15 protein-coding genes, 1 pseudogene and 1 riboswitch are annotated in these 14075 nt (G+C 52.4%); of the genes and pseudogenes, 5 read left to right on the plus strand and 11 right to left on the minus strand.

What is annotated here, in order from left to right:
• Positions 1–11: 11 nt before the first annotated feature.
• The 3 genes from AC4OVU_RS12855 (at position 12) to mntP (ending at position 2343) form a co-directional block, all read left to right on the plus strand.
• Positions 12–863 carry a PTS mannose transporter subunit IID gene (locus AC4OVU_RS12855; RefSeq protein ID WP_045911197.1) on the plus strand — a complete coding sequence of 284 codons (852 nt, stop codon included), beginning with the start codon at positions 12–14 and terminating at the stop codon, positions 861–863.
• A gap of 54 nt (positions 864–917) precedes the next feature.
• A complete protein-coding gene (locus tag AC4OVU_RS12860; protein WP_015570303.1) occupies positions 918–1376 on the plus strand; it encodes a DUF986 family protein in 459 nt (152 codons plus the stop codon).
• A gap of 198 nt (positions 1377–1574) precedes the next feature.
• Positions 1575–1775: riboswitch (yybP-ykoY riboswitch) on the plus strand.
• A gap of 1 nt (position 1776) precedes the next feature.
• Positions 1777–2343, plus strand: coding sequence for a manganese efflux pump MntP (mntP, locus tag AC4OVU_RS12865; RefSeq protein ID WP_023296797.1), 567 nt, complete (start codon positions 1777–1779; stop codon positions 2341–2343).
• Here the strand turns inward: mntP and rlmA are convergent.
• From rlmA to mgrB, 6 genes and pseudogenes are all read right to left on the minus strand, one after another.
• A complete protein-coding gene (gene rlmA, locus AC4OVU_RS12870) occupies positions 2340–3155 on the minus strand; it encodes a 23S rRNA (guanine(745)-N(1))-methyltransferase (RefSeq protein ID WP_015570301.1) in 816 nt (271 codons plus the stop codon). The two genes, mntP and rlmA, sit on opposite strands and share 4 nt — an antisense overlap.
• A gap of 39 nt (positions 3156–3194) precedes the next feature.
• On the minus strand, positions 3195–4940 hold the full coding sequence (gene ftsI, locus AC4OVU_RS12875; protein WP_032648589.1) for a peptidoglycan glycosyltransferase FtsI: 1746 nt from the start codon (positions 4938–4940) through the stop codon (positions 3195–3197).
• A 216-nt stretch (positions 4941–5156) separates the two neighbouring features.
• Positions 5157–5366 carry a transcription antiterminator/RNA stability regulator CspE gene (gene cspE / locus AC4OVU_RS12880; protein ID WP_001062678.1) on the minus strand — a complete coding sequence of 70 codons (210 nt, stop codon included), beginning with the start codon at positions 5364–5366 and terminating at the stop codon, positions 5157–5159.
• Positions 5367–5378: 12 nt separating this feature from the next.
• Positions 5379–5523: pseudogene (locus AC4OVU_RS12885) on the minus strand (DUF2627 domain-containing protein).
• 669 nt (positions 5524–6192) lie between these two features.
• A complete protein-coding gene (locus tag AC4OVU_RS12890; protein ID WP_017693259.1) occupies positions 6193–6480 on the minus strand; it encodes a YebO family protein in 288 nt (95 codons plus the stop codon).
• 74 nt (positions 6481–6554) lie between these two features.
• The gene (gene mgrB / locus AC4OVU_RS12895) at positions 6555–6698 is read right to left on the minus strand and encodes a PhoP/PhoQ regulatory lipoprotein MgrB (protein WP_003859906.1); all 144 of its coding nucleotides are present in this window, start codon (positions 6696–6698) and stop codon (positions 6555–6557) included.
• 160 nt (positions 6699–6858) lie between these two features.
• Here mgrB and AC4OVU_RS12900 point away from each other — a divergent pair, with 160 nt between their 5' ends.
• Complete coding sequence (locus AC4OVU_RS12900) at positions 6859–7098, plus strand: YobH family protein (protein ID WP_017384332.1); 240 nt, start codon at positions 6859–6861, stop codon at positions 7096–7098.
• Positions 7099–7161: 63 nt separating this feature from the next.
• Here AC4OVU_RS12900 and kdgR read toward each other — a convergent pair whose 3' ends face one another.
• Positions 7162–7953 (minus strand): DNA-binding transcriptional regulator KdgR, encoded by a 792-nt coding sequence (gene kdgR, locus AC4OVU_RS12905; protein WP_015570299.1) that lies wholly within the window; start codon positions 7951–7953, stop codon positions 7162–7164.
• 178 nt (positions 7954–8131) lie between these two features.
• Here kdgR and AC4OVU_RS12910 point away from each other — a divergent pair, with 178 nt between their 5' ends.
• Entirely contained in the window at positions 8132–9505 is a 1374-nt protein-coding gene (locus AC4OVU_RS12910; RefSeq protein ID WP_110292678.1) for an MFS transporter, read from the plus strand.
• A gap of 51 nt (positions 9506–9556) precedes the next feature.
• On the opposite strand, the gene htpX is transcribed toward AC4OVU_RS12910, so the two are convergent.
• From htpX to AC4OVU_RS12930, 4 genes are all read right to left on the minus strand, one after another.
• Positions 9557–10438, minus strand: coding sequence for a protease HtpX (htpX, locus tag AC4OVU_RS12915; RefSeq protein ID WP_015570297.1), 882 nt, complete (start codon positions 10436–10438; stop codon positions 9557–9559).
• Positions 10439–10631: 193 nt separating this feature from the next.
• Positions 10632–12680, minus strand: a complete 2049-nt coding sequence (gene prc / locus AC4OVU_RS12920; RefSeq protein WP_015570296.1) for a carboxy terminal-processing peptidase — start codon at positions 12678–12680, stop codon at positions 10632–10634.
• A gap of 19 nt (positions 12681–12699) precedes the next feature.
• Positions 12700–13386, minus strand: a complete 687-nt coding sequence (gene proQ, locus AC4OVU_RS12925; protein ID WP_003859895.1) for an RNA chaperone ProQ — start codon at positions 13384–13386, stop codon at positions 12700–12702.
• A 96-nt stretch (positions 13387–13482) separates the two neighbouring features.
• Positions 13483–13980 (minus strand): GAF domain-containing protein, encoded by a 498-nt coding sequence (locus AC4OVU_RS12930; protein WP_006811006.1) that lies wholly within the window; start codon positions 13978–13980, stop codon positions 13483–13485.
• Positions 13981–14075: the final 95 nt, after the last annotated feature.

A 14075-nucleotide genomic window follows, 5' to 3' on the forward strand; every position in this document is an offset into this window, starting at 1 on the left:
AGGTGAGCGAAATGGTTGATATGACAAAAACTACCACTGAGAAAAAACTCACTCCGGGTGATATTCGTGGCGTGTTCATCCGTTCTAACCTGTTTCAGGGTTCATGGAACTTCGAACGTATGCAGGCGCTCGGCTTCTGCTTCTCCATGGTGCCGGCCATCAAACGCCTGTATCCGGAAAACAACGAAGCACGCCGTCAGGCAATTAAGCGTCACCTGGAATTCTTCAACACCCATCCTTATGTTGCGGCGCCTGTTCTGGGCGTGACGCTGGCAATGGAAGAGCAGCGTGCGAACGGGGCTGAAATCGACGATGGTGCCATCAACGGTATCAAAGTTGGTCTGATGGGGCCGCTGGCAGGCGTGGGCGACCCGATCTTCTGGGGTACCGTGCGTCCGGTCTTTGCGGCGCTGGGCGCCGGGATCGCCATGAGCGGCAGCCTGCTCGGTCCTCTGCTGTTCTTCATCCTGTTCAACGCGGTGCGTCTGCTGACCCGTTACTACGGCGTGGCGTACGGTTATCGTAAAGGGGTGGATATCGTTAAGGATATGGGCGGCGGCTTCCTGCAAAAACTGACTGAGGGGGCGTCAATCCTCGGCCTGTTTGTAATGGGGGCGCTGGTTAACAAGTGGACGCACGTGAACATCCCGCTAGTGGTATCGACGATCACTGGTCAGGATGGTCAGACGCGCGTTACCACCGTGCAGACGATTCTGGACCAGCTGATGCCGGGCCTGGTACCGCTGCTGTTAACCTTCGCCTGTATGTGGCTGCTGCGTAAGAAAGTGAACCCGCTGTGGATCATCGTTGGCTTCTTCGTCATCGGTATCGCGGGCTACGCCATCGGCCTGCTGGGTCTGTAATAAAATGCGTTACCGACCGGGGGCTTGCCCCCGGTCTTTTTATCTGGAGGATGAATGACTGTCACGGACACCGTACTGGTTTTATTTATTGTTGCCCTTCTGGCTTACGCGATCTATGACGAGTTCATTATGCCTCGCCGCCACGGCGAGACGCTGCTGACCCTTCCCCTCTTACGCCGTGGACGCATTGATGCGTTTATCTTCGCCGGTCTGGTAGTCATCCTGATTTACAATAATGTGACCAGCCACGGCGCAATATTAACCACATGGTTATTATGTGCGCTGGCATTAATGGCGATTTACCTGTTCTGGATCCGCTCGCCAAAACTCATTTTTAAAAAACACGGATTCTTCTTCGCCAATGTCTGGATAGAATATAACCGTATTAAAGAGATGAATTTATCCGAAGACGGGGTTCTGGTGATGCAATTAGAACAACGCCGCCTGCTCATCCGGGTCAAAAATATTGATGACCTGGAAAAGATCTACAAATTACTCGTTAAAACTCAATGAGTTAATATTATAGCATTGGCTATATATTGCATTATTCTTAAACCAGCAATATAGCCGGTGCTATATCTCCTCTGTTAATTGCCTTATATTTGTTAACGATATTTTCACGCATAAATCTAAATGAAAATCGTTATCAATATAGTGGCTATATAAAGCCATCTTCGTTGTTGTTTTATATTCTCAAAATATGTTAAGGTTGCGCCCGTCGTTGGGGAGTAGCCGATTTCCTGCCTGCGGGAAATGTACGTGTCAACATACTCGTTGAAAAACGTGGCGCGTACGGATCGTTTTCAGCACACTTACTGTGCCAAAAGCGATCAGGCGAGACCATAGATACATCAACTGCTGTTTACTGGGGGCAGTGATGTGTCATATGGATATCCCCGGTCTGGACGCTCTTATGAATATCTCCGCTACGATCCTTCTGGCTTTTGGCATGTCCATGGACGCATTTGCCGCCTCTATTGGTAAAGGTGCCACCCTCCATAAACCTAAATTTTCCGACGCCCTGCGTACCGGTCTCATCTTTGGTGCTATCGAAACGCTGACGCCGCTTATCGGCTGGGGTCTGGGGATGCTCGCCAGCCAGTTCGTGCTGGAGTGGAATCACTGGATTGCTTTCGTGCTGCTGGTGTTCCTCGGCGGACGCATGGTGATTGAAGGCTTTCGTGGTAACGGCGATGAAGATGATGCGCCGCTGCAACGCCACGGCTTCTGGCTTCTGGTGACAACCGCCATCGCAACCAGCCTGGATGCAATGGCCGTGGGTGTCGGTCTGGCGTTTTTGCAGGTCAATATTATCGCCACCGCGCTGGCGATTGGCTGCGCCACGCTGATCATGTCAACGCTGGGGATGATGGTGGGTCGGTTCATTGGCCCGCTGTTAGGCAAACGAGCCGAAATTCTGGGCGGTATCGTGTTGATCGGGATTGGTGCCCAAATCCTTTGGGCACACTTCGCGGGTTAACCTTCGCGCTGCCAGCAATGGATGCTGAAATCCGTCTGGCAGCGAAATTCTGTCTGCGCTGCCAGCGTTTCCCACACCTCTGGTTTTGCCCGCCATGCAAACGGCGTCATTTGCAGTAACGCCACGGCTTCACTTCCCTGCAACGTCATTTCATACGCTACCGACTGCGCCTGCTTTAACGCAAAGCCCGCCAGCTGTTCAGAGTGCGGCGCATGCAGGTGAACTTCATCATAGATCAGCCCTTTTAACTCCAGCAGATGACGCGGCCCTGGCGTGACGGTGATAACCCAGCCGCCAGGCTTAACGACGCGCGCCAGCTCCTCTGCCTTGCACGGCGCATAGATACGCACCACGGCGTCCATACTCGCTTCCTCAAACGGCAGGCGGTGGCTGGAGGCCACGCAGAATGTTACCGCTGAGTAGCGTTTGGCTGCCGCACGGATAGCCACTTTCGACACGTCCAGCCCGAAAGTTTCGGCACCCTTCTCAGCCGCCACGTCAGCAAACGTGGCGGTGTAGTAACCTTCGCCGCAGCCGATATCCAGCATGGCGGATGCGCCTTCTGTCAGATATTGACGGAGTAAGGCGACAACGGCATCCCTGAGCGGTTGATAGTGCCCGGCATCGAGAAACGCCCGGCGCGCCTGCATCATCTCCGCACTGTCACCCGGGTCCCGGGAGCGCTTATGTTGTACCGGCAGAAGATTTACATAGCCCTCTTTCGCCCGGTCAAACTGATGTCCCTGTGGACAGATAAACGTTTTCTCCGCGCGCGTCAGCGGCGCGTGGCAAAGGGGACAACTGAAAGACATGACAGCTCCAGGGCGTAAACCAAAAGGCGAAGTGTACCGCTATTCGCCAGGGTTATAAACGGCTGGGTGACGCATCACGATCAGATGGTCAGAATCTGCCGGCAGCCCGTCTGGCTTCACGTTTTCCAGGCGCAGGACGTTACCCATAATTTCGCTGAACACGGGCGCAGAAACGGCCCCGCCATAGTAGGCACCGTTTTGCGGATCGTTGATCACCACCACCAGCGCGAAACGGGGATCGCTGGCAGGCGCAACGCCTGCGGTATAGGCGACGTATTTATCCACATACTTACCATGTTCATCGATTTTTTTGGCCGTCCCGGTTTTTATCGCCACGCGATAGTTACGCACCGCCGCTTTGACCCCGCCACCGCCGGGTAACGCAACGCTCTCCATCATATGTTCCACCTCGTGAACAATTTCCTCGGGCATCACCCGCTTGCCAATCACCGGCGGGTCAATACGGGTGATGGACAGAGGCCGTTCAATGCCGTAGCTGCCGATGGTGGCATACACATGCGCCAGCTGGAGGGGGGTTACCATCAGGCCATACCCAAAGGCAAAGGTCGCCCGATCTAACTGACTCCAGAATTTTCGCTGCGGCAGTAAACCTGCGCTTTCTCCCGTTAAACCAAGCCCGGTACTCTCGCCAAAACCAAAGTTTTTATAGGTATCCAGTAACCGTTGCACGGGCATCGCCAGCGAAAGACGGGATACGCCTGTGTCGCTGGATTTTTGCAAAATCCCGGTCATCGTCAGCTCGGGGTAGTAGCCCACATCACGAATACGATGACCATCAATGGTGTAGGGATGCGTATCTATCACGCTGTCAGGCTGTACCAGCCCCTGCTGTAGCGCCGTCATCAGCACCAGAGGCTTAACGGTCGAGCCAGGTTCAAAGGTGTCGCTGATCGCGCGATTGCGAAAATCATCCAGCGTTGCCCCTTCCCGGTTGTTGGGATTGAAGTCGGGGAAGCTCGCCATCGCCAGAATTTCGCCCGTCCGGATATTAATCAGCACCGACGCGCCTGACTCGGCTTTGTTCCACGCCACGGCATTATCCAGCGCGTCTTCGGTGATAGTTTGCAGGCGTTCATCGATACTAAGCTGGATATTATGTGCAGGTACGGGAGCCACCTCCGTAAGGTTCTCCACCACATGTCCGTAGCGATCTTTCCTGACCAGCCGCACGCCTGCCTTCCCGGTAAGCTGCGTGTTAAAGCTTTTCTCGACGCCCTCAATGCCCTGACCATCAATATTGGTGAAGCCAATCAGGTTCGCCGCCACGTGCCCGGCAGGATAAAAGCGGCGGGACTCATCGCGAAGGTTGATGCCGGGGAGACGCAGCTTATCGATCCACTTTGCCTGGGCGGGATCAACCTGACGGGCCAGGTAAATGAATCGCCCGTGCGGGTTACTGTTAATTCGCGATGCGAGCGTGCTCAGAGAAAGGTGTAAGGCATTTGCCAGGGCCTGCCAGCGCGAGTCAAAACCGATCCCCCCTTTTTCCAGCACTGTTTTGGGATCGGCCCAGACGGCCTGGACGGGTACGCTCACCGCAAGGGGTCGCCCTTCACGGTCAACAATCATCCCACGCGGGGCGTCTATCGCCACTTCGCGCAGGGAGCGCATATCCTCCTGCTTCACCAGATTATCCGGTTTGATAATTTGTAGCCACGCTACGCGGCCCAGCAGAAACGCAAGGCTACAAAAGATGGCGAGACACAGAAGTGCAAAACGTGCCGGAGTAAAATTTCCGGTGGTGGTTATTGTCTTTTTTTTCACCTTAACCCCAGGGCTGTTAATCAACGCCCTGATTTAACGAGAAAAGCGGATAATAAGGCGGGAAAACAATGCTAATAATCTCGCGGGTTTGCAACAAGATAATAACAGAGGAGGATTACGTAATATTTTGAAAAATAAGCGAATAAAAAAGCCCCGCATCGGCGAGGCTTATGTCTGAGATCGAAGCGCTGAGCGCTTCAGTCAGCAGTGATTCGATCAGATAGCAGTTACGTTAACCGCAGCTGGGCCTTTCTGGCCATCCTGAATTTCGAACTCAACGTTCTGGCCTTCAGCCAGAGTTTTGAAGCCGTTACCCTGGATTGCAGAGAAGTGTACGAACACGTCTTTGCTGCCGTCAGCAGGAGTAATGAAACCAAAACCTTTAGACTCGTTGAACCACTTAACTTGACCTTTAATCTTTGCCATTTGCAAAATTCCTTAGAGTGTTTTCTTAGCCCGCGGGCTTTGACATAGATAAAACTGAGACATTACTGCTTGAGGCACTAATATAAGGTTCGGCAGAGAAGCGGTATTCAACGACAACGTGTTTACTCAGGACTTCTTTACTGAAAATGCCACACATAAACAGAACTGTACCTCGTTTGACCCAAAACGTGTTATCACACACAACGTTTAATATGGCAAGCCATTTTTAAACGTGTCTCGATCCGCCGCACAAATTCAGACGTTACTCCATAACAATCTGCACAGTTATGCGAATTGTCAAATGAAGCGCCACCTGACCTCACTGCCCGCAGGGTGCGTTGACGCGCCCTGTAATCAAAGACTTTTTAAACATAGCTCAATCATTTCAAAGCGTCCATCCCAATCCCAGAATTTCTTTAAAGGAATGACTGAGTTAGAACATTTTGTGAAAAGTTATGCTGAAAACATTGCAACGCACCAACATGTGTCAGGGAATATACGATGTTAATTACATTTTGCTAACTGTATTAAAAACCACCATTTAATAAGTGTTATTCTGCACCAAAATAATGAAATTTTTATGACTCTGCCTCAAAACAAGGCAAGCAAAACGTTTCGATAAAAATAAAACACTTCAGGAAAGATAAAGCACACTATTTATTCAACGAAACTGAATTTGTTAAATAAGGATAAATATTCGCCAGTTTTCAGTGTGCTAAAACATGAGTTAACTGCTGCTTAATTAAATGCTGGGAAGTTGTGGGATGCATTTGATAAGGGAGGGGATTTACGCCGTACGTCAGGCCACCTCCCCGCTCCGGGCAGACTATCGTTCAGCTACCAGGCGAATGAAGTCTTCCTCGTCTTGTTGTTGAGCAACAGCGTCCTTCGGTACCGCTTTCTCCTCCGGCTCGTTGGCTTCGCACAAACGACGCAGCAGCGCAGTCTGCCGTTTCTGCTGATCGAGCAATGCTTCCAGTAGCTCAATCTGCTCGTTTGTGCGGGAGCTGGCGCGGTTAACGAAAAACCACAGCACCAGCCCAACGACCAGCACCACCAAAGACATTACCAGGGATGCAATGCTCAGCAGCCCCGAATTCAGTAACTCACCCATTTCACCACCTCAGTAAAAACCACCATTTTACCACTGCCGCCGCGTAAGGACATCACTCAGCGTAAAAATGGTCTCTACCAGGGGATAAACTTATTGATTGAACAAATGCCGCTAAAGAACTGTACATCCTGATCGCACATCACATTGATAGTCTGCGTCCACAGCACCACGCATGCTATCAACACTATAATCAGAATTACCCAGCGTATTTTTTTCACTCCACACTCCGTCTTATGACCTGATACAGCCAGGTTATCACGGTTATCTTAAACAGGGGCTAACTGTACCTTCAACAGACGCTTTTCGGAATCGTGCACTTGTTTCACTGCGTAAAGCCGTTACGCTTACTCTATGACAACAAAGAAAAAAGAGGCAACGATGCGTTTACTTATTCGTACAGTAATTGTACTGGCCATTGTCTGGATCGGCCTGTTATTAAGTGGGTACGGCGTATTAATGGGGAGCAAAGAAAATGCCGCGGGTCTGGGTATCCAGTGTAAATATCTTACCGCCCAGGGGATAAGCACGGCTCAGTACATCCATTCCGACAGCGGGATCATCGGGTTAACCAACTGTCCTGTGCTGCGTAAATCATCTGTTGTGGTTGATAACGGTTAATCCGCGTTGAATTTCGCTTACAGAAACGCCGCAAAAGTGCGGCGTTTCTATTGGTGGCGTCGATCAGAACGGATAATCGTTATAGCCCATCTGCTCTGAAATTTTGCGCGCTGCGGTATGCAGAATCGCCACATATTCATGAAGACGCTCTTCAGAGAAACGCAGCGTTGGGAACGAAATGCTCAGGCCCGCAATGACAACGCCGAAGCGGTCAAACACCGGCACACCGATGCAACGCAGCCCCTCTTCCTGCTCTTCGTTATCTTCCCCGTAACCCTGCTCACGCACTTTATCCAGCACGCTCAGCAGTTCTTCCGTACTGGTAATCGTGCGGTCGGTGCTGCGTTTGTACTCCACCCCGTCAAGGATTTGCTTCACCTCTTCGCGATCGCGCCAGGCCAGCAGTACTTTACCAATTGCGGTGCTGTACAGCGGGTTACGACGACCGATGCGTGAATACATGCGCAGGTTGTACATGGAGTCAATTTTATGGATGTAAACAATACTGTCTTCATCCAGCGCACCGAGGTGAATTGTCTCTTTCGTCAGTCGTGAAAGTTCACGCATCTGAATGTCAGCGCTGCGGATCAGATCCACGTTCTGCAAGGCGCGGGCGCCCAGTTCAAACAGTTTCAGGGTCAGAGAATATTTTTCTGATTCTCCTTCCTGCGCGACATAACCCAATGATTTCATCGTCTGCAAAAAGCGATAAACGGTGCTTTTCGACATCATCACACGCTGCGACAACTCTGTAATACCAATTTCACGCTCTTCTCCGAGCGCCTGCAAGATGCCAAACACCTTCAGCACGGAAGAAACAGAATCTGGCTGCTTATCCAAATCTGCGATTGCCATTTATCACCTCATGGAGAGTGTTTTATAAAAATCAGAACCGGTTTTTATTATAAATTCGTGTGATGCGTGCTGCAATCTATCTGGGTTTACTTCGTTACAAATCTGCGACATAAAACCGAAATAACGATGCTAAAATAGTTACTCTGAAAATAATTTCACGCTGAGTCATTCTTTCCCCATGCAAAAAAACGTTTCTGATGGCCTGCCCTTACCGCAGCGGTACGGGGCAATTGCCACTATTGTCATCGGTATTTCGATGGCTGTCCTTGACGGTGCGATTGCCAACGTGGCTCTTCCTACCATTGCCAAAGACCTTAATGCTTCGCCGGCAAGCTCCATCTGGATTGTGAACGCGTACCAGATAGCGATTGTGATTTCCCTTCTGTCACTCTCTTTCCTGGGCGATATGTTTGGTTATCGCCGGGTTTACCAGTGCGGGCTGGTGGTCTTTACCCTCACCTCGCTCTTCTGTGCCCTTTCAGATTCACTGTACACCCTTACGCTGGCGCGTATCGCGCAGGGCTTTGGCGGCGCGGCGCTAATGAGCGTGAACACGGCCCTGATACGGCTTATTTATCCTCAACGCCACCTGGGGCGCGGCATGGGCATTAACTCCTTTATTGTGGCCGTGTCGTCCGCCGCCGGCCCAACGATTGCCGCCGCCATCCTGTCCGTTGCCTCGTGGCAGTGGCTGTTTGCCATTAACGTGCCGCTGGGCATTGTGGCGATCTTCTTCGCCCTGCGCTATCTTCCGGAAAATGGTCCGAAAAGCACCATGCCACGTTTCGATCTGCCCAGCGCCGTGATGAACGCGCTGACTTTTGGCCTGCTGATTACCGCGCTGAGCGGATTTGCGCAGGGACAGTCTCTGTCGCTCATTGCCGCAGAAATCGTTGCCATGCTTATCATCGGCTTTTTCTTTGTTCGACGTCAGCTGGCGCTGCCCGTGCCGTTACTGCCGGTGGATTTGCTGCGTATTCCGCTGTTTTCGCTATCCATTTGTACCTCCATTTGCTCGTTCTGCGCCCAGATGCTGGCGCTGGTTGCACTGCCGTTCTTTTTGCAGAGCGTGTTTGGCCGTTCAGAAGTGGAGACAGGCTTGCTGCTCACGCCCTGGCCGCTGGCAACCATGGTGATGGCCCCGCTGGCCGGTTACCTTATTGAGCGCGTCCATGCCGGGCTTCTGGGGGCGATTGGGCTGGTTGTCATGGCGGTGGGACTGTTTTCGCTGGCGCTCCTGCCCGCCTCGCCGGGGGATCTGGATATTATCTGGCGCATGGTCCTGTGCGGGGCCGGTTTTGGTCTGTTCCAGTCCCCTAATAACCACACGATTATCACCTCTGCCCCACGTCATCGCAGCGGTGGCGCCAGCGGGATGCTGGGCACGGCAAGACTGTTAGGGCAAAGCACCGGGGCCGCACTGGTGGCGTTGATGTTTAACCTTGCCGGGCAGAATGCGACACACGTTGCGCTGATTACCGCAGGGACCCTGGCGACCCTCGCGGCTGTCATTAGCGGCCTTCGCGTCACCCAGCCAAAGGCGCAGGCATAAAAAAACCGGGCGGAGAATGGCTCCAGCCCGGTTCTTTTCAACCCGATTACGTTACTTCAGGTATTCGCCGCTACGCAGCGCTTCAATACGTTTATCCAGCGGCGGGTGAGACATAAACAGCTCGCTCAGCGACTTTGATTTGCCGTTGATGCAGAAGGCCATCATGCTGTTTGCTTCCTGCGGCTCGTAGCTGGTTTTAAGACGTTGCAGCGCAGCAATCATCTTTTCACGACCCACCAGTTTCGCGGAACCGGCATCCGCGTGGAACTCACGATGACGGGAGAACCACATGGTAATGATGCTTGCCAGGATACCGAACACCAGCTCCAACACCATTGAAACAGCAAAATAGATCAGCGGGTTGCCGTTGCTCTCTTCACCCTCATCACGGTTGCCACCCATAAACCCGGCAGCAATCTGTGCCAGAATACGAGAAATAAAGATAACGAAGGTGTTTACCACACCCTGGATCAGGGTCATGGTGACCATATCGCCATTGGCGATATGGCTGATCTCGTGAGCAATAACCGCTTCCGCTTCGTCACGGCTCATGTTTTGCAGCAGGCCGGTACTGACGGCCACCAGGGACGCGTCACGACGCGCACCGGTAGCAAACGCGTTAATATCCGGCGCGTGGTAGATGGCTACCTGCGGCATGGCAATGCCCGCCTGCTTTGACTGCTGAGCAACCGTGCTCATCAGCCACTGCTCCATATCGTTACGCGGTTGCTCAATAACTTCACCGCCCACGGATTTCAGTGCCATCCACCTGGACATCAGAAGTGAAATGAAAGAGCCACCGAAACCAAACAGCAGCGCCATAATCAACAGACCCTGAACGCTGCTCGACTGAATTCCCGTCAGGCTTAGCACCAGCCCGAATACCACCATCACCGCCAGGTTGGTGAGCAGGAAGAGCGCGATTCGCATCATAATATTCTTTTAACCTCAGCTTAACAAAACGCACTATGCGATTACCCACATCGTATGGGTATTACGGCTATTTTCAAGCATCCAGACGGCGTAAGTCACCAGAAAGACACAACTTTACATAATTGGAAATCTGCCTGACGGAAGAAAGAGGAACAAAAAGAAACAGGCACAATTTCTTGTGCCTGTTGGGGGATTATTTTGTCGGAGCAGGTTGCAGGGCAGGTTTCTCTTTTTCCAGCTTCGCGAGATCAAGCGCGATATGCACCGTCTCGTCCAGATACGGATCGGGCTCCTGGTAATCCTTAGGCAGATCGTCCAGTTTTTTGAGCAGAGGCTTGCCTTCACGTTTGAAGCGATCGTTGATACGCGCCAGACGTGTCGCGTCATCTTCATTGTTCTCTTTTTCACGTTGGGCGTAGTTCAGAGACACAATATTCCGTTTCGCTTTCAGAGCGTTAAAACGCGCGATGTCCTTCATGATGTACTGGAATTCCGGATCCTTCCCGATGCGATCGTTGTGATTTTTCAGCAGTTCCGGTCCGAACTGTTTCATATCACCCGATTTCACGAATGTCGCGGCATCAATGCTATCCCACGGCAGCGCGTTATCTTCAAACTTCTCGCCCGTTTCCGTCTCTTCGGTACCTGTCGGCATCATGATATCCGGCGTCACGCCTTTGCGCTGCGTACTGCCGCCGTTGACGCGGTAAAACTTCTGAATGGTGTACTGTACTGAGCCCAGCGCAGGCCATTCAGGGCGCAGCATCTGGTCGTAAATACGGTTCAGAGAGCGGTACTGCTGAACGGTGCCCTTGCCAAACGTCGGTTCGCCGACGATTAACGCCCGGCCGTAATCCTGCATGGCAGCAGCGAAGATTTCCGATGCAGAGGCGCTGAAGCGATCGACCAGCACCACCAGCGGACCCTTGTAGTAGACCACGCCATCGGTATCGGCATCTTCACGCACTTTACCGTTGTTATCGCGCACCTGTACCACCGGGCCAGACGGGATAAACAGCCCGGAAAGCGAGACGGCCTCGGTCAATGCCCCGCCGCCGTTGCTGCGCAGGTCAATGATCACGCTGCTGACATTCTGCTTTTCAAGCTTCTGGAGCTGCACTTTCACATCATCGGTCAGGCCGACGTAGAAACCTGGGATATCCAGAACGCCAACCTTCTCTTTACCCACGGTTTTCACCGACATTTTCACCGCGCGATCTTCCAGACGGATGCGCTCACGAGTCAGAGTAACGATACGGGTTTTGGTCCCCTTACCGGCAGGCAGGATCTCCAGGCGAACTTTGCTGCCCTTCGGCCCTTTGATCAGCGCAACAACGTCATCAAGACGCCAGCCAATCACGTCCACCATGCTCTTTCCGGTTTGGCCCACACCGACAATACGGTCGCCTACGCTGATCGCTTTGCTTTTCGATGCAGGGCCACCAGCCACCATGGAGTTGATTACGGTGTAGTCATCGTCCATCTGAAGCACAGCACCGATACCTTCCAGAGACAGGCTCATTTCGGTATTGAACTGTTCGGTGTTACGTGGAGAGAGATAATTGGTGTGCGGATCAATTTCATGCGCAAACGCGGTCATCGCCAGCGAGAAAACATCTTCACTGTTGGTCTGCGCCAGACGACGAATAGCGAACTTGTAGCGACGGTTTAACGTCTCACGGATCTCTTTCTCGTCTTTGCCTGTGAGCTTGAGGCTCAGTTCGTCATATTTGACTTTTCCGTCCCACAGCGCATTCAGTTCAGCCTCGTCTTTCGGCCATGGCGCTTTGCTGCGGTCCAGATTAAAGGTGTCGTTGCCGGTGAAGTCCATCGGACGTTCCAGCACTTTCAGCGCGTATTGATAACGCTCAAAACGGCGCTTTTGCGATAAGTTGTACAGATCGTAGAACAGATCGAGCTTTCCGGAGCGCAGCTCATCACCCACTTCGGATTTGCGTTTAGCGAACTGTTCGACATCGCTGGCCAGCAGTACGTTATGGCTGTAATCCAGCAAGTTCAGATAACGGTCAAAGATTTTGGCCGAAAAGGCCTGATCGAGATCGAACTGACGATAGTGCGAACGAGTAAAGCGCGACGTCACGCGCTCACTCACCGTCGCGTGCTGAGTCTCTTCCTTGAGCACCGGAATTTGATCAACACGCGTAATATCGTCCACAGCGAAAGCGTGGCCTGTTATAGCAAACAGGCCAGCCAGCGCGGTGAGCTTAAAAAAAGTGTTCATGCCAGGCTCGGCCTCCGTTTCAGAACAACAAGTGTTCTGCGCGTACAATCATTGACATACCAGAAGTCAGCTGTACACGAACGCCATCTTTGGTGATTTCCAGTACGGTGGCGTCCATCGCGTTGTTACCCGCTTTCACCTTCAGAGACTGACCTACGCTCAGCGCATTGATGTCAGAAACTGGGGTGTGGCGCGGCTCTTCGCGCGGCGCACGTGGGGCTTTAGCTGCTGGTTTGTCAGCACGCGGTTTGCGATCGTTATTTTCAGTACGACGCGGTGCCGGGCGCGGTTTACGCTCGCGACGAGGGGCGTCTTCCTGACCGTTTGCCGCTGCGGCTTCGCGTTTTTTCGCCTGCTGTTCCGCACGCTGTGCCTGCACGCGAGCTTTGGCTTCTTCAAGCTGCTTACGCGCATGTTCTACGTGCTGCTCGTCCAGCTCACCGCACGGGTTGCCGTCAAGGTCGACACGGGTCGCACCCGGCTTGATACCGTACAGGTAACGCCAGCTCGAGGTATAAAGGCGCAAGGCAGAACGAAGCTGCGTTTTGCTGAGGTTCATCTCCCCCTCAACGCGCGCGACCAGATCCTGAAAGATACCGACTTTCAGAGGACGCGCTTCACCTTCAGCGCTGAAGCACTGCGGGAAACGCTCGGCCAGAAATGCGATAACTTCTTTACTGCTATTCAACTTAGGTTGATTTTCCATGAAATTTCCTGATTACAACGGACGTTGCCAACAAGCGCAGGCATGAACAGGCGACATTATAATGACGCTATCAGTAAATGCTACGTTATCCGTTGATTATCCTGCGACGCTCGCAAAGAATTTATGATAATCGGTCTCTGCCAGAACATTTTCCAGGTTTGCGGCCAGCGCGCGCAGCCCCTGCTCATCCTCGGCAGTAAAGCGGCTGAAGACCGTGCTGTCGATATCCAGAACGCCAATAATCTGATTTTTAACCACCAGCGGCAGTACGATTTCAGAATTGCTGCTGGCATCGCAGGCAATGTGGCCGTCAAACGCATGAACATCTTCGACACGCTGAACCTGACGGGTCGCCACTGCGGTACCGCACACGCCACGACCTACCGGGATGCGTACGCAGGCGAGTTTACCCTGGAAAGGCCCGAGCACCAGCGTGTCACCTTCCAGCAGATAAAAGCCTGCCCAGTTCACGTCAGAAAGGCGTTCGAACAGTAACGCACTGGTATTTGCCAGAGTGGCTAAGAAACTGGTTTCCCCTGCCATTAATGCCTTAAAATCGCGATTCAGATCCGCGTAGAATTCTGTTTTGTTCATTATTCAATCACTTAGTTATCTTACATAGTTACCGCATAGCCTATTAAAATAAGCATTAAATGCGCTCATGCTCAAGATGAATCCGTTCATGAGTT

The sequence above is a fragment of the Enterobacter sp. 6722112 genome (assembly GCF_058661685.1).

What these genes read in the sequence shown, in the direction of transcription:
- AC4OVU_RS12855 (WP_045911197.1), top strand. Translation starts at nt 12, where the DNA reads ATGGTTGATATGACAAAAACTACCACTGAGAAAAAACTCACTCCGGGT.
- AC4OVU_RS12860 (WP_015570303.1), top strand. Translation starts at nt 918, where the DNA reads ATGACTGTCACGGACACCGTACTGGTTTTATTTATTGTTGCCCTTCTG.
- mntP (WP_023296797.1), top strand. Translation starts at nt 1,777, where the DNA reads ATGAATATCTCCGCTACGATCCTTCTGGCTTTTGGCATGTCCATGGAC.
- rlmA (WP_015570301.1), bottom strand. Translation starts at nt 3,155, where the DNA reads ATGTCTTTCAGTTGTCCCCTTTGCCACGCGCCGCTGACGCGCGCGGAG.
- cspE (WP_001062678.1), bottom strand. Translation starts at nt 5,366, where the DNA reads ATGGCAAAGATTAAAGGTCAAGTTAAGTGGTTCAACGAGTCTAAAGGT.
- AC4OVU_RS12890 (WP_017693259.1), bottom strand. Translation starts at nt 6,480, where the DNA reads ATGGGTGAGTTACTGAATTCGGGGCTGCTGAGCATTGCATCCCTGGTA.
- AC4OVU_RS12900 (WP_017384332.1), top strand. Translation starts at nt 6,859, where the DNA reads ATGCGTTTACTTATTCGTACAGTAATTGTACTGGCCATTGTCTGGATC.
- kdgR (WP_015570299.1), bottom strand. Translation starts at nt 7,953, where the DNA reads ATGGCAATCGCAGATTTGGATAAGCAGCCAGATTCTGTTTCTTCCGTG.
- AC4OVU_RS12910 (WP_110292678.1), top strand. Translation starts at nt 8,132, where the DNA reads ATGCAAAAAAACGTTTCTGATGGCCTGCCCTTACCGCAGCGGTACGGG.
- htpX (WP_015570297.1), bottom strand. Translation starts at nt 10,438, where the DNA reads ATGATGCGAATCGCGCTCTTCCTGCTCACCAACCTGGCGGTGATGGTG.
- prc (WP_015570296.1), bottom strand. Translation starts at nt 12,680, where the DNA reads ATGAACACTTTTTTTAAGCTCACCGCGCTGGCTGGCCTGTTTGCTATA.
- proQ (WP_003859895.1), bottom strand. Translation starts at nt 13,386, where the DNA reads ATGGAAAATCAACCTAAGTTGAATAGCAGTAAAGAAGTTATCGCATTT.
- AC4OVU_RS12930 (WP_006811006.1), bottom strand. Translation starts at nt 13,980, where the DNA reads ATGAACAAAACAGAATTCTACGCGGATCTGAATCGCGATTTTAAGGCA.